Origin of the sequence: Vibrio sp. OPT24 (genome assembly GCF_015163545.1) — a bacterium.
Lineage (GTDB): Bacteria > Pseudomonadota > Gammaproteobacteria > Enterobacterales > Vibrionaceae > Vibrio > Vibrio cyclitrophicus.
Window position 1 is genome coordinate 405,276 of the sequence record NZ_JADDYI010000053.1, and the last position, 23,525, is coordinate 428,800.

Genomic DNA, 23,525 nt, shown 5'->3' on the forward strand with positions numbered 1-23,525 from the left:
TTACCACCTAATCATTATAATTTATTTACCATACATCAAATAAAATTTCATATATAACTAGAGTCTTAACTATAAATATTATAAATAGGTAATAAAAAGCCCACTCTGATAGAGAGTGGGCTTGTATTTTATATTTTCATAACCAAAGATTATAAAATAAAAATATATGAATTATTAATACATCAAACAATAATGACAAATCGGGTTTTACTTGGTAAATATTTCATCTGTATTTACATCAAGATAAATTTTATTTTCAAGAGAGAGACCACCGCAATAAATAAAATAGACGTCTCGGTCAATGTACCTTACAGACTTAACCCAACCACCTAGCTCTTCAAAGTCACTTGGATCGCATTCTCCTTCAAAGATCAACTTAGCTACCGTGCTTCGAAATTTCTCGCGATGTAGCTTCAGATCATCAGATTTAATCAAGTAAGAATCCAAAATCTCTTTCCTTTCTTGATCAGAAATAATCACTTCGTCATTAGACAGCCCAGACATTAAAATCCATTCTGCAATCTGAGGCCCGCCCTCTTTTAGAACAATGTAATCTGAAATTCTGGCCCATTCACCTTGTTTCTCAAGTACCTCAACTTTTTCACCTTTATAGAGGTAATCCGTTATCAAACCATCAATTTCCGGTTGTTCTAGTACTTCAAGTTTTCTGTCTAGAACGTAAAACTCTGTCTGATCTGGCTCAGGTTTAAGGTCCACTATAGGTACTAGATCAGATTCAGATTGTTGAGCCACATCTTCAATTGGCTCTTCGGTTTTTTCTGGTGGTGTTGAGTCTTTTTTCATAACGAGGAAATAGTAAGCTGCACCTCCTCCGCCCAACATTAGTAATATAAGTGAAGCGATCAGCGCTTTTTTCATCAAATCCACCAGCTCTTCCGTTTTAGGTATACCTCAGTGTACATCAACTCCAGTCACCACTCATCTATACTCTCTATAGTGAACATAGTAAGTAGAGGAAAGTCATGAGTTTTCGGATTAAGCTTCTAATGGTCAGTATATCTTTAAGCACAAATGTAGTTTCAGCACACCATTGTGACCAAGAAACTTGGCGAACCCTTTTGAATCGTCAAATCTCAACTGAAGATCGTTACAATCAATACACTAAAGAATTTAATCAAGCCCTCTCTAGTTATGAATCACAAACCTTACTCTCAAAACATTTCACGGAAAAGCAGGTCATTGAGCTTTGGGTAAAGTACGAAGATAGATTTAATGTGCAGCTCAAAAATCATATGAATACCGCTTATCAAGTATCTGAAGCATTACTAAAACAGGCATACGTCGTCTCTACTGAATTGGATGAAACTCAATCTTTGGTAAGTTCGTGGCAGTCTATGGCCAAGCATTGCGAACGCTCAAAGTTACCCCGACAAACTGAGAGTGCATCGTTACATGTGGTAGGTTCACAATCCCTTGCAAGAGATATAAACACGCTAAGTGGTAAGTTTCGTCAGCTATCTTCCCGATACCATAACGAAGCGACTATGATCGATGCCGCACGCCATGACAAAGTTTCAAGTGGAGATGGGTTGTAGTGAAACACTGTTTATATATCAACGTCTGCAGTTCTAAGTTAGCGCTTTAAGCATTCAGATAAATAGTAAATCAACGCCTTATCAATAAGTTGTAAACATATTGTTTTAACTATCAACAATAAAGTTCAATTTACGACCAATACAAGCGCTTATGTGAGATATTCATCACAAAATACATTTACAAACGCCAGAAAATTGTTATCATGAAACTTCATATAACTTAATAACAAGAAACATTTTGGCTAGGTAATATGCAAAAAACTATGGCTTTCAACTGCTTGAGTAACACGGAAGGAACTGCAGAGATAAGAGGTAAACTTTTATCTGTCGCTAAACACATGGAAGAGTTCGGTTCAGTAAGTGAGCTAGAGCTATGTAAGATATTTGGAGAGACAATTTGGAATGATGGTGTAGATTATCATTCACATGCTTTTTCATTCAGAATAAATATACAAACTGGGGATTGTTCAATCTCTAACTTTAAATATCACTAGTTTTGCACCTATTATATACGGAGTACCTTTAACGAGGTGCTCCGTTTTTTATTGCCCACGTGATTTCAGTTCGTAAATGGTCAGCAACGTTAAAGTTTCAATAACAAGCCATTTCGTTTTCAGCTCACTTCCACCGCTATGTAAATCTAACCTCTCAGGTCTATGCAAGCTTAATCGGCGTAAACGGGAAGCGGCGCGTTGCCCTTCACTTGCCTTATTGCAAGATGGGTATGTATGTCTTTTACGTTGGAGAGTCGTTGAAGTTTTCTGGTAAATGCCTCGTAAGCCATGAGGTTTGGACTGACAACTTCTAATAGATAGTCATAAGCACCAGACACCACGTGACAACTTATCACTTCTTCCATGTCTACAATTGCACCCTCAAATTTATCAATTGAGACTTCTTGATGGTTGTTTAAACTTACTTCAACGAACACACTCATTGCAATACCAACGTGCTCTCGTGACAAGCTCACACGATAACCATCGATTATTCCTTTTTCTTCTAGTCTTTTGATACGCCTCGCGCACGGCGAAGCCGATAAACCAACCTCATCCGCCAGTTCAGCCGTCGTTAACCTGCCATCTTTTTGCAGCAACTCAAGAAGGTGTCTATCAATTCTATCCATTGTAAATGCCGATAATTAGCCAAATTCATCAATAATTACCTACATCTTAGCAGAAATCATCAAACCCAACTAAAATTCGAACGTAATTTGCCAACTAGAGGCACGAACTCTCCTCCATAATGAACCATCATCCACTTTCTGTGTTTACTATGAAGCTTGGTTATCTATCTATTACTGTCACTTTGCTCATCTGGGCGAGCTTTTTCCTTTCACTTAAAGGCGGCGCAAATTCAGAGCTAACACCAGCAGATATTGCACTGACCCGATTCCTCATTCCGGCATTGGTATTATTACCCTTAGTGTGGAAAGCGCGTTATGCAGTGGCAGCGGTGCCCAATCATTATTTAGTAGGCATGTTTGTGGGTAGTGGTTTGCCCTACTTACTCGTTGCGGGCACAGCCATGCAATTTGTACCTGTCTCACATGGTAGTGCTTTGGTTCCAGGTACGCTCCCTTTGTTCGTAACAGGGATTGCGGTGCTCTTTTTTAAGCAACCGCTTAGCCGACACCGTGTCGTTGGTTTAGGTCTTGTTTTACTCGGGATATTGTTGTTTCTAGGAAATAGCTTAAGCAGCTTCAACTTTGAATACACCAAAGGTCACTTGTTGTTTTTGTGTGGCAGCTTAATGTGGGCGACTTTTACCATCTCAGCACGTGTTGCCAATCTTAATGCGCTTGTGAGTGCGGGTTTCATTTCATTCTGTTCCATCTTGCTGTTGCTGGTCCTTATCCTTACAGGAACCCTCCCTAGCCATTTAATGAGTACACCAATTGCTCAATGGCCAGTCACAGAGCTTGCCGTGCATTCAGCGGTACAAGGCGTTGGTGCAGGTTTAATCGCGGCTTTCACTTATTTGTATGCTGTAAACACGTTAGGGGCAGAACGTTCAGCAGCATTTGGCAGTGCAACTCCAGCCATAGCAACTTTGTTGGCGATCCCACTGTTCAACGAAATTCCGGATACCATGACTTGGTTAGCACTTGGTTCAATATGTATCGGTAGCTTGGTCGCGAGCAACATTTTCATGAGAAACGACCAGTCTATGCAGTATCAACCGCCAAGCCATAGCAAAGCCTGATACTGCGTTCCAACCTAAATACAGTTCCCCTAAAAATCAATTTTAGGGCTTGTATTACACAGATAAGCCTACAAACGTAGGCTTATCTAAAATCTCCTTTTTCTGAGCTCGCTTCTCCATTAAACTGTCCGACCTTTTTGCAGATCCAAGAGAACACCATGCAACGCGATTACACTTTAACTTGCTTAAACAACATGCCTCGTGAAGAACTAGAAGAATTTAGTTTAAGAATGATTCATCGCCTTGTCCCTGAAGATGCAATGACGGAATTATTTACGTTTGAGCAGGAAGAAGTGACCAGTGAAGAGCGTATGCAATCAGCAAAATTTGATGCGATGCTTCGAATGACCGCAATCGCGCTGAGTGAGGTCAACCTTGCATTTAGCGAGTCAGATAACTCACAACAGAACATCGAGCGAATGACCCGTCTACTACTTTGGCACTTTTATGCGATGTCGTTTAATCTTGAGCAAGCCATCAGCCTTGAAACTCACTGTGAAAAAGTCGAGAAGATTTTATTGAAAGCACCGACAGAAGCGTTTGGTTGGGTGAAAGAACTAACAGAGCTACTTCACTTCTACGCCAAAGTTAATGACGACAAAGAAAACGCATAGACTCGAATATATCTCAACCAAAGGCAGACAGAACTATACCGAAGGCAAGTAAAAACTTTGCTGAAATGAGTTCTCTGCCTTTGTTGTTTCTAACACACTGTGGTGTAGCATCAATATCGACTGAGCGATTTTAGTCCCAATACCCAACGATCCATTAGGTGCTTCCAACTCAATCTCATTGTGTATAACCACTTTCACCCGTTTTGAATCAGCTTCGAGACCAACATTCATCGATACCGCCGTCCCACTTGGGCTATGCCTTAATGCATTATCTAACAAATTCAAGATCAATCTCTCAAGTAGTTCACTGTCACCAACAGCCTTAATCCCATCTGGTATCTCAATATTGAGCTGCACATTTCTCTGCAAGTATTGGCTTTGTATTGTCTCTAAGCACTCTCCCATCAACTCATTGATGTCAATTGAAGCATAATGATAAGTAGGCACGGGATTATCAAGCTTGGCACTATCTAACAGAGAATGCAGCTGTTGCGATAACTTGTTGCCGTTACGGTAAGCAACATCGATCAGTGGGTCCGATTGCGGATTTTGAATCTTCCACGTCTCTAAATAACCAAGCACACTCGAAAGTGGTGTTTTCAAATCGTGACTGAGCTGTAATAAGCTTTGTCTACGATGCGAGGATTGGTATTCAAGCTGCAAGAATTGTTGTTGAATGTGTTTCGCCATCAATTGATAAGAGCGTGCTATGGGCACTAATTCTGGTACTTGGTGTGTGAAATTAGGTTCTAACCTAAAGTCTTGTTCAGCTTGTTGCTGCAATTTATTGGTTACCGCCTCTATTGGGTTCAATAAGCTACGTTTCACTAACAGATATGCACCAATTGCAAAGCCCAAGATAGAAACCAGCACAAGCCCTGCTAGCGCGATATATGGCGTATCAACCTGGGAATTAGTAATCACAGTATGGCGATTACTTCCAATCACCACGTACAAATAGCCGACAGTCGAGCCCAGCTCTTCAATCGCCGCCACCGAGAATACTTTAGGATAGCTTGGGTTAATCGGGTCTTCACCCAAAATGGGATAAACCCCTTCATTTAAAAACTGTTGGATAGGCGCTAGATCGATTTGGCTCGATAATTGGGTACCTTCAGGCGCAGCATGTGTGGTGATATTGCCCTGACTATCAAGAAAATAGATGTCGAAATCCGGACCTATCAACATTAAGGTGTGAAAGATTGATTTGAGCGCTTGAGGATTATAGTCAGTGCCAATCATCAGTGGATTATCGTCACGCATATGCACCGCCAGATCTTTATGTAGGCTCTGCTTGGTTCTTTGTTCAATAGTCTCTTTTTGCCAATGATAAGTGTACGCAATGACCACACTCACCAGAAGAAACCATAGACTTGTAAACAGTACTAAGCGCGATTTAAAACTCATGATTCCTCCTTGTAAACTCTGAATATTCTTTCTTGTTCGTTAACCTAAACAAGCTTATTGAATGTTATGATTTTGACTCAAACTTATACCCGACGCCCCAAACGGTTTTGATAAAATCATCATCGCTATTAGGCGTGGCAAGTTTGGTTCTCAGGCGGTTAACTGTACTGCACACCGTGTGGTGATAACCGGAATGATGAGTATTCCAAACATAGTCAAGTAGCTCATCTTTACTGTATACGCGTCCCGGTCGTGTAGCTAAAAAATGAAGTAAGGTAAATTCTGTTGCAGTCAATGGGACATCTTGATTATTAAGTGAAACCTGATGGCGCTCTGGTTGAATAGTGAGGCCACCAAAGCTCATAACCAATTCTATGGTTGAAGTATCTTGATCTGTTGATTCAGCATGGCTTAAGCGACGGAGTACATTCCTAACACGAGCTTGAAACTCCAGCACACTAAATGGTTTAGTGATGTAATCATCAACACCAGCTTCTAAACCCGACACCTTGTCTAGTTCCGAGTCTCTTGCCGTTAGCATCAATACAGGTGTCCAGTCCTCTTGTTGGCGCAGCAGGCGACAAAAATCGAGGCCATCACCGTCAGGTAAGCCTCGGTCAAGCACAATCAAATCAAACTGACCTCCTTTATACAACGCTTGAGCCTTTGCGATCGAATTAGCTCTGACCACATCATGACCTTGAAATTTAAGATGCATCTGCACCAGTTCTGCCAAGTCATCATCGTCTTCAACCAACAATATGTTTGCCATCAAATTTACCGCAGCACTATTCATGATCCCTGCTCTATTTGGATTTTGCCCACATAAAACTGACCGGAACAGAGCAGGAATTCTTTCATTGCACCTTCAAGTCAATTACTCAGTTCGAGTAATTGTGATTCTTGCGCCTGGGTTAAGGAAACGATGGTTGCCATTTAGTGCCGACGTCGTCAGGCCATCATCTTGGCTTATAATGCCTGCGTGGAAGCTCACTACATCCGTGTCATTCCTTGTGGTGTTAAAGCCTTCACCACCGCCGGCAGGTCCCGGAATGGTTGCAGCAAGCTCGTCGTTCAATTCAGTCCCCGAATCCCAAACATTCATGTTCATAACGAAGGTGTCACCCACGGCTAATGACTTAAGCGACAAACCGGATTCACCAACAAACGCATCATTGGTGTTAACCAACATTGAAGCCACAGAGAGGTAGTCTTCTTGGTTAGGTTCAACACGGATTGAAACAGTGTCGCTTTCACCAGAAAGAATCAAACCATTACCAGAGATGCCTTGATAAACGTTGGCGTCACTGTCACTGAGCGCAATCAACTGTGCATTGCTACCCCCTTCGGCTAAGTATTCAAGTTCGACCGAGGTACTTTGCCCTACTTCAAATAACTCGAAACTATTATTGTGAGTCAGCACCGCAAGTGGAGACATAGGTTGATTTGGCGTGAGGTTAGTGACACTTACATCATATCGGTAGTAATCGTCGTCATCGTCCGGACAGCCAGCTAAGACGGCGACAGATGCAGCGATAAACAAAATTCTAGCTTTCATAGATCCCCCTTACTTCACAACAATAGTGATGGTTGCGACAGGGTTTAACCAACGATGACTACTGCTATCGAGGTCACTGATACCACCCGCCGCATCACTATCACCAATGTTACCCGGATGAATATGAACCTTAGCGTTTGACACCGCAGTTTCTACACCAGTACCACCAGCACCAAAGGTAATAAATGGAGGGTTTGGCATACTGCCTGCCAATTCATCGTTCGCTTCAGTACCCGCATCATAACCGTTGAGCGTTGCTTTGTAAGTGCCAGCTTGAGTTGGGATCTTCCAGCTATCTAAACCCACAAAACCATCATTAGTCGGTAATAGCATTGCGCCTAGCGACAGGTAAGCTAAGTTGCCAGTATCAATATCAAATGTCGTTGCAACACCTGGATCAAGAATACCTGTTGCAGGGTCCTCAACCACTACACCACCCGCATTAGCAATTAAGCTAGATAGGCCTGAAATAGCGCCGCCTTCTGCCATAGCTTCTAATTCCGAAGAAGCCGTTTCACCCGTTCTAAACATGAACAAGCTAGAGTCATGAGCTGCTGCCAAGATAGGCGTAAAGTAGATCCCTTTCGTGGCATTGGTAACGGTCACCTCAAGCTGTGCCGCCTGAACTTGACTTGTTCCAAGCGCCAACATAGCTGAGCTGATCACTAAGCTGATTTGAGTGCGTTTATTCATTTTGATTCCATCCTTTATCGAGTCCTATCGTTGCCAACAAAACGAATAACAGCCAGATACCGTTACCTTTGCCAGAACGAACTGTGGTGTTGTTAACTCTAAGAATGACATTCAAATCTATCAGCAACTTCATTGAATTCTCATAAAACTATCACAAGTTTCTTCAAACTTCTTACTATGCAGAAAGACAGGCATAAGAGACTGATATGTATATAGAAAATCTCGTTATAAAAATGAGAATTACACAAGGAGTCATGCTTCAAGAATAGCGCAGACCAAACGCAAAAAGGCCCAGTCGATATACCGACTGGGCCTTTCTGTGATGTACAAAGCTTCTCTCAGGAAAGCTCTATTCGCTTCCAACTGAGCTCGCCGAACAACACCACTTTAGAATGCGTAGTTTGCGTCAACAAGTTCGCTTACTTCAACTTTGCTTACTTCTGCGCGAGCTTCAAGCCACTGCGCTACTTGCAGTTGCTCTGCTTCTGTCACTGAACGGTAGCGCTCAATAGAACATAAGAAACCTTCGAACAGCTCTAAACCACCGCCACCAAAGCACAGGCCAATGCTATCAATGAAATCGATAAATTCATCGATGAACACATCGTATTGGTCAAAATCAGCAATCGAAGTCGTGCAGCTTACTTCAAAACCTAAAATAGCGAACTCACCTAGGTATAACTTCTTGCGTAGGCGACGATTTTTGTTTTCGATTTTATCTAATTTCATAACTGTCTCTCTTTTCGTTTAATAGAGCATTTATACACAGTTCCTAGCTAATCCCCAAGAGTTTTGTATTACACAATAGCCTTAACGGCAAAAATCGTGCTACAGAAACAAAACCTTAATCAAAACTATAAAAACTTGTCACTTAACTGCTTCACGATTGGTCACATATTGACCCAAGTTATTAACTCATTCGTTGATAGCTGGGTTACTCATGAATAACAAACAATAAAGTCAGCCAACAGGAAGCAGTAGCGATGAGCAAGGAAACATTTAATAGCACTCGTTTCAACAAGAGCAAAAACAAACCTTTCGAAGAAGTATTAGACGCCAACCTATCAAGAAGAAACGTATTGAAAGGCGGTTTGGGTATCAGCGCAATGACAGCCTTTGGTGCATTTGGACTTTCCGGGTGTAACTCTTCTAGTCCAAATGCTTCTGTCGGTAATGGTTCAGGCGCCTCAAGTGCTGTACTGAACTTTGATTCGATTCCGGGTTCACTTACCGATGCGGTTTCCGTTCCACAAGGGTATGTTGCACAAGTTTTAGTTCCATGGGGAACACCTCTAAACGCACAGGGCAGCTCATGGAAAGATGACGGCAGTAATACGAGCACCGATCAGCTCAATGCGCTAGGCATGCATCACGATGGTATGCACTTTTTCCCGCTAGACGACAGTGATACTGATGGCTTGCTATGTATTAACCACGAGTACATAGATACTTCCGCACTGCACCCCAGCGGCCCGACGATTGTGGGGGGTGTTCGCACTATCGTCGATGAAGTTCGTAAAGAAATTAACGCTCATGGTGTATCTGTCGTACGAATTCAACTTGAAGACAATATGTGGACACTGGTCGATAATGATCCACTCAACCGTCGTTATACTGGTGCAACGGTCATGGACCTATCGGGACCTGTTGCGAACACAGAGTTGACCGTAACCCGCTTCTCACAAGATGGCAGCCAAGCTCGCGGTACACTAAACAACTGTGGAAATGGTTTTACTCCTTGGGGCACTTATCTAACGTGTGAAGAAAACTGGCCAGGGTACTTTGTGAATACTGGCATTCGAACTGAAGAACAAAACCGTATTGGTATCGATGATCAAAACACACGTTACTTATGGGAAACTTTGGCAGGTAATGCAGAAGAACGTTTGGATGAATTTACTCGATTTGACGTAGAACCGACCGGCACAAGTTCAATTGACGATTACCGTAATGAAGCAAATGGTCACGGTTATATTGTTGAAATTGACCCATATACGCAAAACTCTCGTGCCAAAAAGCGTACTGCCCTAGGTCGTTTCCGTCATGAAGGTTGTACTTTTGGTAAGCTTGAAGAAGGTCAACCAGTGGTGTTCTACTCTGGTCACGACTCTCGCTTTGAGTACCTATATAAGTTTGAATCAACAGCCAACTGGGACCCAGCAGATGCAAACCCTTCAAATCGCTTGACAGCTGGTGATAAATACATGGATGAAGGTACGTTGTACGTGGCGCGCTTCAACGAAGACAGCACCGGTACTTGGCTGCCGCTAACACTAGAAAGTACCACTGTTTCTGGAGGTACACTGGCGGACAACTTTAACTCGTTAGCAGAAATAATCCTAAACACGGCAGGTGCCGCCGACCTTGTTGGAGCCACTCCAATGGATCGTCCGGAGTGGTGTACAGTAGACCCATACACTGGTTCTGTATATCTAACGTTAACCAACAACACTTCTCGTACCGATGAAACAAACGCAGCAAACCCACGTTTGAACAACAAATTTGGTCATGTGATTCGTTGGGATGAGAGTGAAGCTGCATCAGACTTTACATGGGATATTTTTGTGTTCGGTTCACCAGCCAATGGTGATGCAGACACTAACCGTTCAAGTTTGACTGACATGAACCAATTTGCGAGTCCGGACGGCTTAGCGTTTGATCCCCGCGGTATTTTGTGGATTCAAACCGATAACGGTGCAGACGAAGTTACGTCTTATACTAATGATCAAATGCTCGCAGTCGTACCATCAAAGCTGACAGATGAAAATGGCACTCAAGAAGTGGTTGGTGCCGATAATCAAGCAGAGCTCAAGCGCTTCTTTGTTGGCCCTAACGGTTGTGAAGTAACAGGCTTTACCATCAGCCCAGATTATAAGTCATTATTTGTAAACATTCAGCACCCTGGCAACTGGCCATACAGCACCGATGCAGCAGAAGAAACTCCATCAGGAGTTTCAGTTCGCCCAAGAGCATCTACCGTTGTGATTCGTCGTGAAGACGGCGGTGAAATCGCGGTTTAATAAGCAAATCTAGCTAAGATCAGTAACCTTACTGTTATCTAGCTTCTATTCGCTAGCTAAATCAAATCAAAAAGAGCGATAAGGCTAAATACCCTATCGCTCTTTTTATATTCTATGAGCTAGCTAACCCGTTGAGCATCGTTAGCTAACCAGAATTAGCTCACAAACAACCACACGCCAACGCCCATCATTAACGTACCAGCAATACGGTTCATCAACTTAACGTTATCGGCTTTACCCAGCATATGTTTTAGGCTCTTACCACCTGTCGCATACAAGGTCATGCAGACAAATTCAGAAACGAGAATAATAGAAACAAGAATAAACAACTGAGGCGCCAAATCGACATTACTATTAATGAAAGGAGGCAGTAATGAAATCATGAACGCCCAACCTTTCGGGTTGGCAATTGCTGTCACGAAACCTTGTACCACAAGGTCCCAATCATTGTTCACTTCAGTTGTTTGATTATCAGTACTGATCGCCAACTTGCCTCTTGAACGCCACATCTGAACACCCAAATAGAACAAGTAGCTTGCACCCACAAATTTGAAGGCCGTAAATAACCATGGATAATTAAGCATAATAGAAGCAATACCCAGTACCGCTGCGACAGAAACCACAGCGACACCGGCCAGTTCACCGATCATCATCCATAATGTACGTTTGTAACCAATGCTCATACCCAATGTCAAAGCTAAGGTCATACACATCCCAGGCGTAATTGATACGAAGAAAAACGTGGGAATAAAAGCCCAAAGTAGTGCGCTATCCATATTATTACCTATCGACTTATTTTTATTTAATGGTTCTTGTTTCTTGATCGGGCTTGAAATGAAGCGAGGTTGAAACGAAGTAGTAATGACAATAAACAATCTTACTAAAAATACAAACGAAAAGAGCCACATAACAGTGGCTCTATTCAACACCAACCGTAATTACTTACGACGGTTTTTAATTCGCTTCATCATAGTCAAACGACGCTCAGCACTTGCTTGATCTTGAGGCTCTTCGCTCGCGTTGTTCTTGCGACCCTGACGGTTTTTGTAAGCCGATTTTGTGTTCAACTTCTCAATGTAAGCATCACGTTTCTTCGGTTCATAACCTGGTTGTTCGACACGGCGAATACGTTGTTGAATAAGTGTTTCAACTTGAACAACAGTCAACTCTTCTTCGCGGTTAACGAAAGAGATTGCATGACCTTGTTTACCAGCGCGGCCTGTACGACCAATACGGTGAACGTAATCTTCCGCTAGGAAAGGCATGTCGTAATTAATTACGTGTGGCAAGTCTTCAATATCAAGGCCGCGGGCTGCAACATCGGTTGCTACCATTACACGAGCTCTGCCTTCTTTAAAGTCATCTAATGCACGACGACGAGCACTTTGCGCTTTATCACCGTGGCAAAGAACCGCTTTGATACCATCTAACTTAAGTTCTTTAACTACGTCATTCGCTGTTTCTTTGTAGTTCACAAACACAAGTACTTGGCGCCAGTTTTTACGACCAATCAGTTCAGAAAGCAGTTCTGTTTTACGTTCTTGATCCACTGGATAAACCACGTGGCCCACCGTGGCGGCCGTTGAGTTTTCACGTTCAACACTGATGCGCTTTGGTTTACGTAGAATATCAACTGAAAGTTGGTTTAACTGAGTTGATGTTGTTGCCGAGAACATCATGATTTGTGGAGACGTTTCTACATCCAACATGATCTTACGAACGGCATTGATGAAGCCCATATCGAGGATTCGGTCAGCTTCATCAAACACTAGGAACTCTAGATTAGCAATCGACACGTTACCCGCTTCTAAGTGCTCTTCTAAACGGCCTGGTGTTGCAACCAGAATATCAACACCCAGTTCTAATTGACGAACCTGTGAAGACATTTTGTTACCACCATAAACCGCAGCAACGCTTAGTTCAGTGTATTTCACGTAGTCTTTAATGTTTTGAGCGATCTGTGCAGCAAGCTCACGAGTTGGCGCTAGAATAAGTCCACGAGCCGTGCCACGAGAGGCTTTTTTATCACTGTTCAATAGATGCTGAATAACAGGCAATGAGAATGCCGCTGTTTTACCCGTACCGGTTTGAGCAGTAGCAAAAATATCATGGCCTTTACGAGCCATTGGAATCGCTTTTTGTTGAATTGGAGTGAGTTTTTCATAACCACACTCAGTCAACGCTTTGACTAATTCAGGAGCAAAACCTTGAGAAGAAAATGACATTGTTACGGGTTCCTTAAGCAGACAGCCTACATTCTTATTTCAGCCGAGCACTATAAAGTAATTAGAGTGATTTATCTCACATTTATCGTGATATAACGCAAACTTTCTCATTTAATCGGGTGTTTACCTCACCATCCGCGAAGCAAACACCAGAATCATCATTCCAAACAGGATAATTGGGCTATTTGATACCACACAACTTGAGTAGAATCTGCTCGAGATCACCCCAAGGCATTAACTGCGAATCGATCACTTCCAGTCGGGATTCAAAGCCATCAAGGGAAATTTCATTCACTGATACTACTTGATTCGCGACGTTAAACGCATAGCAGCCTTGATTAGTATTCACGACAGCTTTTACACGCTCAGCCGTCAGATCCGACAGCATTGAGAACAGCGCATCGAAATCAAATTTATGCTCTGCACCAAACAGCCAGCCACAACTAAAGTAACCCTGCCCTTTGTTCTCTTTTCGAATGAACGCTTCACCGGGAGGAAGTAGGAATTGAGGTTCTTGTTCGGCGTGATCATGATGGTGCGATTCAATATGAGATGAAGCACTGCCGTGTACTCTTTCGATATCTAACACTTCCAAAGGCACTTCACCATCATGGATTAACTTGTGGAACACTTTTGATGGCGATTGGTTAGTGACCCAGTCATTAAATACATCGATATCTTCAGAATGCACTAAATCAACCTTAGTGCCTAAAATCACATCAGCACTGCCTAGCTGATCGTTAAAGTTCTGATTCAAGGTGTACTTTTCATTAGATAGATTTCGTGGGTCAACCAAACCAAGCGTCGCTTTTAAATCAACATACGGTGTGTATTGTTCTGAAGTCAGCGTAGCAATAACCTGCTTAGGGTGGCCAAGTCCTGTTGGCTCAATCAACAAGCGATCAGGCTTCTGACGAAGCAAAGCGTTGATACCCACCGACATTGGAACGCCAGCCGTACAACACATACAACCACCTGGCACTTCTTTAATTAGAGCCCCTTGATCTGTCATCAATGCCCCATCAATACCGATTTCCCCGAACTCATTAACCAGAACAGCCCAGCTTTCATTTTCAGGTTTATTTTTTAGCAGGTTCAAAATAGCGGTTGTCTTACCAACACCCAGAAAACCCGTGATTATGTTTGTAGGAACTTTTTTGGTCATATCAGTCCTCCTTTTTTAGGGAGTATATACTCAATTAACGAAAAGTTGACCCCAATCGCTTGTTTATACTGAGAATGATTTATAGAGGAATGATAATTAATAGAATGGCAAGGGATAAGCAGGAGAGATTAAAAGCGGGAATGGATGATCCAGACGAACTAAAGGCGTACTTCATCAGTACGCCTCACCCTCGTTACTCAATCGTGAGTTCGCGAATCAGGAAGCCTTAAATATCGACCTGAACAATTAACGAGGAACTAAAACTTTATTTCTGAATCCATCCAAATTGTGTGTAAAACCTCACTTCTCCTTGCGGTTTGTTATGTTGCTTTACGATTTAACTATGGTTCATTTTTGGGGATATTCAAGCCACCGCCAGATAATCGATCAAAATTGTGACGGTGATACCACTATTACCCATAGATTCCATAAATGGAATGAACGCACTCCATAAATGAAATTCAACTTTTCATCTTTATTACTATAGGATATGAATAGGAAGCGTATAATTCATAACAGCCCCGCCTTATCGACACAGGAACCTAACCTCAATGACCAGAAGAGAGAAAATTAAGCAGTCCTTACTCGCAAAAATGCCAAGGGATGCTATCAACCAATTTCTCTCTAGAGACAAAACACCCGCTTCTGTCCTCTTTCTTTCTTGTATCGTTGGCGTGCTTGCTGGGGTTGTTGGCACCTATTTCGAAGTAGCCGTTCATTTCATTTCAGAAACTCGTACCGATTGGCTAAAAGATGAAATTACCAATTTTGTTCCTCTTTGGTTAGCCGCTTTTATTATCAGTGCAGCATTCGCTTTTATTGGATATTTCCTTGTACATCGCTTTGCTCCAGAAGCCGCAGGTTCAGGTATACCTGAAATTGAAGGTGCTATGGACGGAATGCGTCCTGTTCGATGGTGGCGAGTATTGCCAGTCAAATTCTTTGGAGGTATGGGAGCACTAGGTTCAGGTATGGTTTTAGGCCGTGAAGGGCCGACTGTTCAAATGGGCGGCAGTATTGGTCGTATGGTAACTGATATTTTTCGCGTCAAAGATGATGATACTCGACACTCGCTGCTTGCTTCAGGAGCGGCTGGTGGTTTAGCTGCAGCATTCAATGCGCCACTAGCGGGAATCATGTTCGTCGTCGAAGAGATGAGACCCCAATTCCGCTACTCGCTCATTTCGATCAAAGCAGTGATCATCTCTGCTATTTCAGCCAATATTGTTTTTCGTTCCATCAATGGACAATCGGCCGTTATCACGATGCCTCAATATCAACCACCGGAATTAAATGCGCTTTGGTTGTTCTTGTTATTAGGCGTATTGTTCGGTTTGTTTGGCGTAATTTTCAATAAACTGATCACGCTGTCGCAAGACTTATTTGTTGCGATACACAAAAATGACCGCAAACGCTATTTAATCACCGGCACCCTGCTTGGTGGCTGCTTTGGCTTGTTACTGCTTTACATACCTGAATTAACAGGCGGTGGTATTGGTATCATCCCGAATATCACTAATGGTGGTTACAGTGCAAACGTACTGCTGCTGATCTTTTTAGGACGTGTTATCACCACCCTACTTTGCTTCGGTTCAGGTGCTCCGGGCGGCATCTTTGCACCGATGCTCGCACTAGGAACACTCTTTGGTTACGCCTTTGGGCTTACTACAGCAGCATTCTTCCCAGAACTGAATATTGAACCGGGTATGTTTGCGATTGCAGGTATGGGAGCTTTGTTTGCTGCTACGGTACGAGCACCCATTACAGGTATACTATTGGTTATTGAAATGACCAATAACTACTATCTTATTCTACCGTTGATCATCACTTGCTTAGGGGCAGTTATCATTGCTCAAATGCTAGGTGGGCAGCCAATTTACAGTCAATTACTTAACCGTACGCTGAAAAACGAGAAGCTCAGACAGCAAGATCTCCCACAGCAAGATGAAGCACGTTAGCGACATTGTATGCATTACATCTCTGTGATAGGTCAGTACAAAAAGTTAGCTAATTACAAATAACTCAAGAAATAAAGCACACTTTCCCCGTGCTTAATGTCCCGATTCCGCATCAAAATCAAAAAAGCAAACGTTAAACTTGCTATCATCCACTCAAAATTATTTGAGTGCTCTTAACATCTATTGATGGCATAACTGAACGTTCTAGCTAGAACAGACATTCGATAATTCACTCAAATACTATAAATACCTCACATTCTATAAATTATTAAGTTGGAGCAAGTCGTTGAACTGGAGAAGATTAACCCAGGTAAAAAATGTGCCGCCATCTCAGGCGTCTTTAGCACTTGGAGTAATTGGACTAGGACAAGCATGGGCTTTATATGTCCCAGGCATTGGTGAAATCATTCGCCCTTACCTAGCTTCATTTGGCGCACTATTATTGCTGCCCGTTTTATTTCGTTACCTAACGAGTTTAAACACTTTCTTAAATGATATACGCCATCCCTTAAGTGGTAGTTTGATGGCACCAATGAGCATGGCGCTTCTTATCCTGTGTGATTATTTAGCCGAGATCTCTGCAGTCATTGCTTACCCCGTCTGGTTCTGCGCGTTGTTGTTGCACTTTACAATGATGGTATTGTTCTTTAGTTTCCAGATCATCAATTTCAAAATGTCGAACATTGTACCAAGTTGGTTTCTGTATCCGGTGGGCTTGATAAGCAGTTCGTTAGCGGGCACACAATTTGGACACACCGTCTTTTCAGAAACACTTGCAGCCACTTGTATTGGCATCTATTTTCTTATGCTGCCAGTGGTATTGTACCGCTTAGTATTCGAAGGAAATCTACCCCGGCGAGCAAGGCCAACACTGGCCATTATGGCGGCTCCGGTGAACCTGTCTTTAGCCGCTTACTTGGTAAATTTCGACAATCCAGACCCGATTCTTACTGGCGCGTTGGCAGGCATTGCTATCACGATGACTTTACTCATTTACTTATGCTACATCCGATTAATGCGCCTAAAGTTCCAGCCTTCGATTGCTGCCGTCACCTTCCCTTCCGTTATCAGCGCGATAGCTATGCACCGCCTAACTACGTTTTTCGGCGCTGAATATCCACAATGGTATTGGCTGCATAAATTCGGTTTCTTTGAACTGACCATCGCAACCATTTTAGTGATTTGGGTTGCAGGCGGTTACGTGAAAATGTACTGGCCAGAGTTTTTTGATGCTGAATATATGTCTAAGAAGATCAAGCGCCTTTAAAGCTAAACCAAGTAAAATACGGAGCGCGTATCACCACGGATACTCGCACCGTAAGCACATGAGAAACTTATATGCTGGCTATTGGCTAGTTGGTGTTAGATGTTATGCTCCAACCAATAACGTCAATAACCTGTTTACCTTATTAATCGATCAATGCACCCTCTTCGTCAAAGAATGGGTAAGGTCCATCGCTATCATCAATGTAACTGATATGAGAAACGACTGTCCGACCTTTTACCGTTAGCAATTGAATCGCTTTTGGTTCCAGCGAAAATGACGAACATGCGTTCGGATCTAAATCGAGTGTCACTGAATGACTGTGAGATGGCCCAACCCAAACTGGAATTGAATTCCAAACGGCAGTAATCGGTCGATGTAGATGACCTGCGCAGATACCAGTCACATTGCCATATCTTTTAAGGACATCATATAATTCATCACTGTTTTGCAAATTCTGGACATCCATGTGATTAAGGCCAACTTCCATAGGGGGATGATGGATAAATAACATCGCTGGCTTAGTTGAATTTTTAGTCAAAACAGAATCAAGCCACTCCAGTGTTTCTGTTGTTAAATAACCATATGGCTTGCCAATTACAGATGAGTCCAGTCCTACTAATATCAATTCATCTTTCTCGGCCACAAAATTGCAATATTGCGGATGATCAAAGGATATAAGATTCGATAACCCATCACGTAAATTATGCCTATCATCATGATTTCCAGGAATAACATGCAATGGCATTTCAAACTCTGCGAGAGCCTTATTGATCAATTGATACTCTTCAAGCACTCCGAAATCACCCAAGTCTCCCGTCACCACGACACAATCAGGTCTCGGGCGTAAGTCGTTGATATGGTTTACGGCAGCATATAAACATTTCAACGTATCAACTTTCTTATAGGCCTGCTTGCCCCCCTGCTTGATGTGCAGGTCTGTCAGTTGTGCAATTAACATAGTATTACTTCTTTAAAAGAATTAGCCGCTCAGGGGCGAACGAGATAATGACAACTTGACCAATTTGATAATCAACTCGAGCAAAACAATCAACCATCAGAGTTCTGTTTTTCTGTAAGCCCGACAACGTTACGCGCGTGCGATCGCCAAGAAATACAGTACTAATAACCGTTGCAGTTAGTGCGCTGTTTTCATCAGTTACTTGCGTTAGTAAAATATCTTCAGGCCTTAACATTACACTGATTTCTTTATTAGCAGAGACCTGTGAGAGCACTTGATCAGACAAAGTAATCTGTTTGCCTGTATCCAACATCAGTTGTCCATCACCCACACTCCCTTCGAGTCGGTTCATTTGACCAATAAAATCGGCAACAAAGTTGTTAACTGGCTTCAAATAGATATCTTTTGCTGAACCAATTTGCGCAATTTCTCCATGGTCTAAAACCGCAATGCGATCCCCCATAGCCATTGCCTCTTCTTGATCATGAGTGACATATACCGCTGTAATGCCGAGTTTTTTTAAGAGATTTCGGATATCACCACGTAATCTTTGTTTCAGCAGAGCATCTAATGCAGATAACGGTTCATCAAGTAAAAGAACATCAGGTTCAGTGATAATTGCTCTTGCTAAAGCGACGCGCTGACGCTGGCCTCCTGAAAGCTGATGGACATTTCGACTCGCATACTTTTCTAAGTCGAACATGTTAAGCATTTCTTTTAGTTTTCTGGTTATCTCAGACGGAGTGACTCCACGAACCTTAAGTCCATAAGCAATGTTTTCGCTAACATTCATATTTGGGAATAGAGCATAAGACTGAAACACCATCCCAACTTTACGTTGTTCGATTGGCAAACACGTAACATCATGATCACCAAACACAATCGTGCCGCCATTTTCATCCGCAAACTCTAGGCCTGCAATCATACGCAATGTAGTTGTCTTTCCGCATCCTGATGGGCCAAGCAAAACTAAGATTTCGCCCGCCTTAATTTTGAGATTTGTCGGCTTTAACGCCAAGGTTCCATCTGGGAATGTCTTCGTAATATTATTTAGCGAAATTTCCACGCCATTTTGTTGTTCTAACATATTGATTTTGATCTTAATTATTTGTCACTGGTTTCTTGTTCAATGCTTGAGCCAAGACCAATAGAGGGAGGATTAAACAAAGGAAAATTAGTGTGTAAGCCGAGCTAATTTCGAGCCTCATTGAAGCGTATGAATCAGCTAACCCCACTGGTAATGTCTTCGTTAATGGCGTGTGCAGCATCCATGTCAGGTTAAATTCACCAATAGACAAAGTGAGAGTCATCAACATACCTGCGACAATACCTGCCTTGCAGTTGGGAACAATTACATCAAAAAATCGCTGCCAAAAAGTCGCGCCAAGACTTGCAGCGCCTTCCTCAAGAACACGGAAGTTAATACTCTGCAAAATTGATAGAACAGACTTAACCATGAAAGGCAGTGTGAAAATCACATGACCAACAAGAATAAACATCCAACTTGAGCGGAAGTCATTAAACCCTCCATACGCTAGAATCAAACCTAACGAAATTGCCATCCCCGGAATTGCAATGGGGAGTGTAAGTAGTTCGTCAAAAATAGAAGCCCATCTACTTTTACTTTTCGCAAGTACGTAAGCACACGGTACACCTATGACAACATTGATTAACGTGGTTGCAATGGCTATTTGTAGGGTTAACCAAATCGTATCTGAATACAGTGTCCATACTTGTTCAACCCAACGAAAGGTAAACCCACTTTTAACACCGACAAAATAGTTATTTGTAAGACCAGCGACTACCGACATAAACACCGGCACAATCAAGAACGCACATACCGTCAATGTGAAAAACAGCTGCATGTAAAAGTATTTATCTTTTTTCATTATTATCCCCCCATCGCTGCAGATGCGTTGCCATAACGCTTAGCCAACGCCAAACAAAACCAAGTCACTAGGCCGAGAATCAAACTCAGTGCAGCTGCCATTGCGAAATTGGCATTGAGCGTAAATTCGGTATATATCGTCATAGGAAGAACGTTGATATTAGTCGCCAACGTAAACGCGGTACCAAATGCTCCCATAGATGTAGCAAAACAAATCGAACCCGAAGAGATTAGGCCGGGGGTTAGCGCCGGAAGCGTGACGTCTTTAAAGATCTGCCAACGATTTGCACCTAGGGATCGACCGGCTTCAAGTAGATTGTGATCAAGCTTTTCCGCCGTTCCCATTACGGTCAATACAACCCGTGGAATAGAAAAATATAAATAACCCAAAAACAGCCCTGCCATCGTATAAGCAAACATCCAACGCTCACCCGTCAACATCAACCCAAGCTGAGCGAAAAGCCCCTGTCGCCCTGAAAGCATGATGACAAAAAAACCAATAACAACACCTGGGAAAGCCAATGGGAAGCTCAGCATTGCAACCAAGACCTGCTTACCTTTAAAGTCATAGCGAGTTAAAAACAGTCCTGAGATGGTCGCTATCGCTAAACTAACCAGAGTGACTAAAACAGACAGTCCAACTGTCGAAATCAAACTTTTTAAATAGATAGGTCTAGTTAAAATATGCCAGTAACTTATAGCGCCGCCATCTATTAGCGAAACCTTGATTAACTGCACGACTGGCAATAGAAAAAATGCACAGCTAACGGTGATGGCTGGCAAAATCAGAAATAAGGAAATACGATCATTTTTCATAGAGATATTGGCGGGTGTAACCCCGCCATCCAACATTTTAATAGGCTATTAGTTCACTTCTCGGATATACATATCCGCAAACGTAGACTGGTTTTCAGACATTTTTGCAAAGTCGACAGAACCAACTCGTTCGTACTCTGTTGCTGGAAGAAATTTACTCTGTGCTTCTTCGCTCATCACACCATCAATAACCGGGCGTAAATATGCTTCAGCCCACAGTTGTTGGCCTTTATCTGACAATACAAAGTCTAAAATTTTCTGGGCATTTTCTGAGTTTGGAGAGTTCTTCACTTTACTCATTACATAGGGGACAGCAATTGAGCCTTCCTTAGGAATAACAAAGGCAGCATTAGTAAAGTCATTGTATTTGGCACGATACGCATTGAAGTCATAATCGATTAAGATTGGAATCTCTCCAGAAATCACACGAGCGTAAGAGGTTTGTCTAGGAACTATGGGACGGTTATTCGCCAACTTCTTGAAATACTCGATTGCAGGGGCAAAATTATCAATACTCCCTCCCATGGCTTCATTCACTGCGACCGCACTCGCGTAGCCAACAAAGGCACTCGTTGGGTCTAAGTATCCCACCATCCCACGATATTCAGGTTTTAAAAGGTCTTCCCAACTTGTCGGTACGTCAGCACCATCAAGTGCGTCTACGTTTACAAAAAATCCAATAGTACCGGAATGAATGGCAAACCAATGTCCTTGTGGGTCTTTCATGCCTTCGGGTATCTGGTCCCAATTCTTTGGTTTATAAGCGCTTACAACACCTTGCTCTGTCGCATTAATACCGAAAGAAACACCGTAATAAACCACGTCAGCAACTGGGCTATTCTTTTCTGCAACCAGTTGGGATAAGGACTGACCTGAGTTCTTGTTGTCCATAGGAATTCGTATTCCTAGCTCTTTATTGATCAACTGAAGTTGCCCACCCCAGTTCGCCCATTCTGGTGGACAGTTGTAACAAATAGCATTGGATGCCTGAGCCTGAAAAGCGACGCCAGCAAAGCCAATGAGTAAGCTAGTTAGTTTTCTCATTTTTGATGACTTTCCAGCTTGTAGTAAATGATGTTGTGCCATTGCGTTCTCCAACAAATCGTCCGTTAACTAAATTGGGTGGTTACCGGAACCGCACCAAGCGATCCCTTCATTTGTAGTTCATATTTCAGCGAAAATTCACGCTGGGCGATTGAGCCTACTTTCGCATTAAACAAAATATCGACAGCCATTTTCCCCATATCGAAATGTGGGATAGCAACCGTCGCCAAGCTAGGACAAACCAACTGCCCAAGCCCCATACCATCGAAGCCCACGACCGAAACATCTTGCGGGATTCGTCTACCTATACTCCTAAGTGCGTTCATTGTTTTAAGCGCCAGTAAATCATTGCTGCAAAACCACGCTGTAGGGGCAAAATCCCCATTGAATAGCGTCATCTCAGAATCAGTGAATGGGATAAGCTTGTTTTGGTCTACTTCAAGAAGCTGGCTCAATTCGACACCGCTCTCACGTAGGCCTTGCTTAAACCCCTCATACCGTTTTTTCGCACGGTCGGATGAAGCAAAGTGACCAGTAATCATCCCTATCTCTGTATGCCCATATTCAAAAACTTTCTTTGCGACGTCCTTACCTGCTTGATAGTTATCAACGTAAACGCAAGGCTCATTTTCAGTAGATTGGTTGTGCAACAAACAGTAAGGAAACTTAAAGCTCCGCAGTAATTCGAGAGCCGCATTATCCGAAGCGTTAGCTATCGTCAAGATCACTCCTTCAACCCTTTGACGAATAAAATCAACCGCAGCTTGTTGCTCTTGTTCATTGTCATACTGGGTGTCTAAAACTAAAGTTGAGTAACCAAAATGTCTCGCCCGTTCCTGAATACCCGCAACAACTTCTGAAAAGACAGGGTTAAGGAGACTCGGAATCAGTACACCAATCGTCGGATTTTTGTTGAGCTCAAGCGCCTGTGACTTTCTCTCAATTCGATATCCTGTCGTCTCAATCACTCGCTTAATCTTGTTAGCTGTCGTCAAAGCCACTGATTGTGGTCGATTAACAAATCGAGATACCGTTGCTGGAGAAACTCCCGCAAGATCTGCCACATCCTTGATGTTCAATCTCTTTCCTTAACCTGTGCCGTAAGTTGATGAACGAAAGACTAGATGAAGGGTATGACAGTTTTATTAATGAGA

24 protein-coding genes are annotated in these 23,525 nt (G+C 42.6%); 7 read left to right on the forward strand and 17 right to left on the reverse strand.

Translation table 11 applies throughout. The features are described from left to right. Positions 1–207: 207 nt before the first annotated feature. On the reverse strand, positions 208–888 hold the full coding sequence (locus tag IQO02_RS15510) for an SH3 domain-containing protein (protein WP_010430114.1): 681 nt from the start codon (positions 886–888) through the stop codon (positions 208–210). A gap of 119 nt (positions 889–1,007) precedes the next feature. On the opposite strand from IQO02_RS15510, the gene IQO02_RS15515 reads away from it, so the two are divergent. Both IQO02_RS15515 and IQO02_RS15520 read left to right on the forward strand, forming a co-directional pair. Continuing rightward, positions 1,008–1,556, forward strand: a complete 549-nt coding sequence (locus IQO02_RS15515; RefSeq protein ID WP_016768115.1) for a hypothetical protein — start codon at positions 1,008–1,010, stop codon at positions 1,554–1,556. Positions 1,557–1,807: 251 nt separating this feature from the next. Beyond that, complete coding sequence (locus tag IQO02_RS15520; RefSeq protein WP_010430121.1) at positions 1,808–2,050, forward strand: hypothetical protein; 243 nt, start codon at positions 1,808–1,810, stop codon at positions 2,048–2,050. Between the two features lie 170 nt (positions 2,051–2,220). Here the strand turns inward: IQO02_RS15520 and IQO02_RS15525 are convergent, their stop codons facing one another. Beyond that, positions 2,221–2,679, reverse strand: coding sequence for an Lrp/AsnC family transcriptional regulator (locus IQO02_RS15525; protein ID WP_016785960.1), 459 nt, complete (start codon positions 2,677–2,679; stop codon positions 2,221–2,223). 149 nt (positions 2,680–2,828) lie between these two features. Here IQO02_RS15525 and IQO02_RS15530 point away from each other — a divergent pair, with 149 nt between their 5' ends. Then, the gene (locus tag IQO02_RS15530; protein WP_016768117.1) at positions 2,829–3,758 is read left to right on the forward strand and encodes a DMT family transporter; all 930 of its coding nucleotides are present in this window, start codon (positions 2,829–2,831) and stop codon (positions 3,756–3,758) included. A gap of 158 nt (positions 3,759–3,916) precedes the next feature. Further along, entirely contained in the window at positions 3,917–4,372 is a 456-nt protein-coding gene (locus tag IQO02_RS15535) for a hypothetical protein (protein WP_010430132.1), read from the forward strand. A 33-nt stretch (positions 4,373–4,405) separates the two neighbouring features. On the opposite strand, the gene IQO02_RS15540 is transcribed toward IQO02_RS15535, so the two are convergent. The 6 genes from IQO02_RS15540 to IQO02_RS15565 form a co-directional block, all read right to left on the reverse strand. Continuing rightward, on the reverse strand, positions 4,406–5,779 hold the full coding sequence (locus IQO02_RS15540; protein WP_016768118.1) for a sensor histidine kinase: 1,374 nt from the start codon (positions 5,777–5,779) through the stop codon (positions 4,406–4,408). A 64-nt stretch (positions 5,780–5,843) separates the two neighbouring features. After that, positions 5,844–6,575 carry a response regulator transcription factor gene (locus IQO02_RS15545; RefSeq protein WP_016785312.1) on the reverse strand — a complete coding sequence of 244 codons (732 nt, stop codon included), beginning with the start codon at positions 6,573–6,575 and terminating at the stop codon, positions 5,844–5,846. Positions 6,576–6,656: 81 nt separating this feature from the next. Then, positions 6,657–7,337, reverse strand: coding sequence for a spondin domain-containing protein (locus IQO02_RS15550; protein ID WP_016785313.1), 681 nt, complete (start codon positions 7,335–7,337; stop codon positions 6,657–6,659). A gap of 9 nt (positions 7,338–7,346) precedes the next feature. Beyond that, a complete protein-coding gene (locus IQO02_RS15555) occupies positions 7,347–8,030 on the reverse strand; it encodes a spondin domain-containing protein (RefSeq protein ID WP_010430143.1) in 684 nt (227 codons plus the stop codon). Next, complete coding sequence (locus tag IQO02_RS15560) at positions 8,023–8,163, reverse strand: hypothetical protein (protein WP_016768121.1); 141 nt, start codon at positions 8,161–8,163, stop codon at positions 8,023–8,025. Before IQO02_RS15560 ends, IQO02_RS15555 begins: the two co-directional genes overlap by 8 nt. 254 nt (positions 8,164–8,417) lie before the next feature. After that, positions 8,418–8,759, reverse strand: a complete 342-nt coding sequence (locus IQO02_RS15565; protein WP_004731398.1) for a YggL family protein — start codon at positions 8,757–8,759, stop codon at positions 8,418–8,420. A gap of 254 nt (positions 8,760–9,013) precedes the next feature. Here IQO02_RS15565 and IQO02_RS15570 point away from each other — a divergent pair, with 254 nt between their 5' ends. After that, positions 9,014–11,050, forward strand: a complete 2,037-nt coding sequence (locus tag IQO02_RS15570) for a PhoX family protein (RefSeq protein WP_010430150.1) — start codon at positions 9,014–9,016, stop codon at positions 11,048–11,050. 155 nt (positions 11,051–11,205) lie between these two features. Here IQO02_RS15570 and IQO02_RS15575 read toward each other — a convergent pair whose 3' ends face one another. The 3 genes from IQO02_RS15575 to IQO02_RS15585 form a co-directional block, all read right to left on the reverse strand. Further along, positions 11,206–11,826: a LysE family translocator gene (locus IQO02_RS15575; RefSeq protein ID WP_010430153.1), complete on the reverse strand. Its 621-nt coding sequence runs from the start codon at positions 11,824–11,826 to the stop codon at positions 11,206–11,208. 162 nt (positions 11,827–11,988) lie between these two features. Then, positions 11,989–13,275, reverse strand: coding sequence for a DEAD/DEAH box helicase (locus IQO02_RS15580; protein ID WP_010430156.1), 1,287 nt, complete (start codon positions 13,273–13,275; stop codon positions 11,989–11,991). 181 nt (positions 13,276–13,456) lie between these two features. Continuing rightward, positions 13,457–14,440, reverse strand: coding sequence for a CobW family GTP-binding protein (locus IQO02_RS15585; RefSeq protein ID WP_010430159.1), 984 nt, complete (start codon positions 14,438–14,440; stop codon positions 13,457–13,459). A 551-nt stretch (positions 14,441–14,991) separates the two neighbouring features. On the opposite strand from IQO02_RS15585, the gene clcA reads away from it, so the two are divergent. Next, positions 14,992–16,398: a H(+)/Cl(-) exchange transporter ClcA gene (gene clcA / locus IQO02_RS15590; protein WP_010430161.1), complete on the forward strand. Its 1,407-nt coding sequence runs from the start codon at positions 14,992–14,994 to the stop codon at positions 16,396–16,398. A gap of 319 nt (positions 16,399–16,717) precedes the next feature. Further along, on the forward strand, positions 16,718–17,665 hold the full coding sequence (locus IQO02_RS15595) for a TDT family transporter (RefSeq protein WP_010430163.1): 948 nt from the start codon (positions 16,718–16,720) through the stop codon (positions 17,663–17,665). Between the two features lie 142 nt (positions 17,666–17,807). On the opposite strand, the gene IQO02_RS15600 is transcribed toward IQO02_RS15595, so the two are convergent. Genes IQO02_RS15600 through IQO02_RS15625 form a run of 6 tightly spaced genes read right to left on the reverse strand, consistent with a single transcriptional unit; the run spans position 17,808 to position 23,450 of the window. Further along, positions 17,808–18,623, reverse strand: a complete 816-nt coding sequence (locus IQO02_RS15600; RefSeq protein ID WP_016793404.1) for a phosphodiesterase — start codon at positions 18,621–18,623, stop codon at positions 17,808–17,810. A 4-nt stretch (positions 18,624–18,627) separates the two neighbouring features. Further along, positions 18,628–19,710 carry an ABC transporter ATP-binding protein gene (locus tag IQO02_RS15605; protein ID WP_016790301.1) on the reverse strand — a complete coding sequence of 361 codons (1,083 nt, stop codon included), beginning with the start codon at positions 19,708–19,710 and terminating at the stop codon, positions 18,628–18,630. Positions 19,711–19,723: 13 nt separating this feature from the next. Beyond that, positions 19,724–20,512 carry an ABC transporter permease gene (locus tag IQO02_RS15610; RefSeq protein ID WP_016796582.1) on the reverse strand — a complete coding sequence of 263 codons (789 nt, stop codon included), beginning with the start codon at positions 20,510–20,512 and terminating at the stop codon, positions 19,724–19,726. A 2-nt stretch (positions 20,513–20,514) separates the two neighbouring features. Further along, positions 20,515–21,327 (reverse strand): ABC transporter permease, encoded by an 813-nt coding sequence (locus IQO02_RS15615; protein ID WP_016768127.1) that lies wholly within the window; start codon positions 21,325–21,327, stop codon positions 20,515–20,517. Between the two features lie 48 nt (positions 21,328–21,375). Further along, complete coding sequence (locus tag IQO02_RS15620; RefSeq protein ID WP_065099899.1) at positions 21,376–22,413, reverse strand: ABC transporter substrate-binding protein; 1,038 nt, start codon at positions 22,411–22,413, stop codon at positions 21,376–21,378. A 23-nt stretch (positions 22,414–22,436) separates the two neighbouring features. Further along, positions 22,437–23,450, reverse strand: coding sequence for a LacI family DNA-binding transcriptional regulator (locus tag IQO02_RS15625; protein WP_010430185.1), 1,014 nt, complete (start codon positions 23,448–23,450; stop codon positions 22,437–22,439). Between the last annotated feature and the right edge of the window lie 75 nt (positions 23,451–23,525).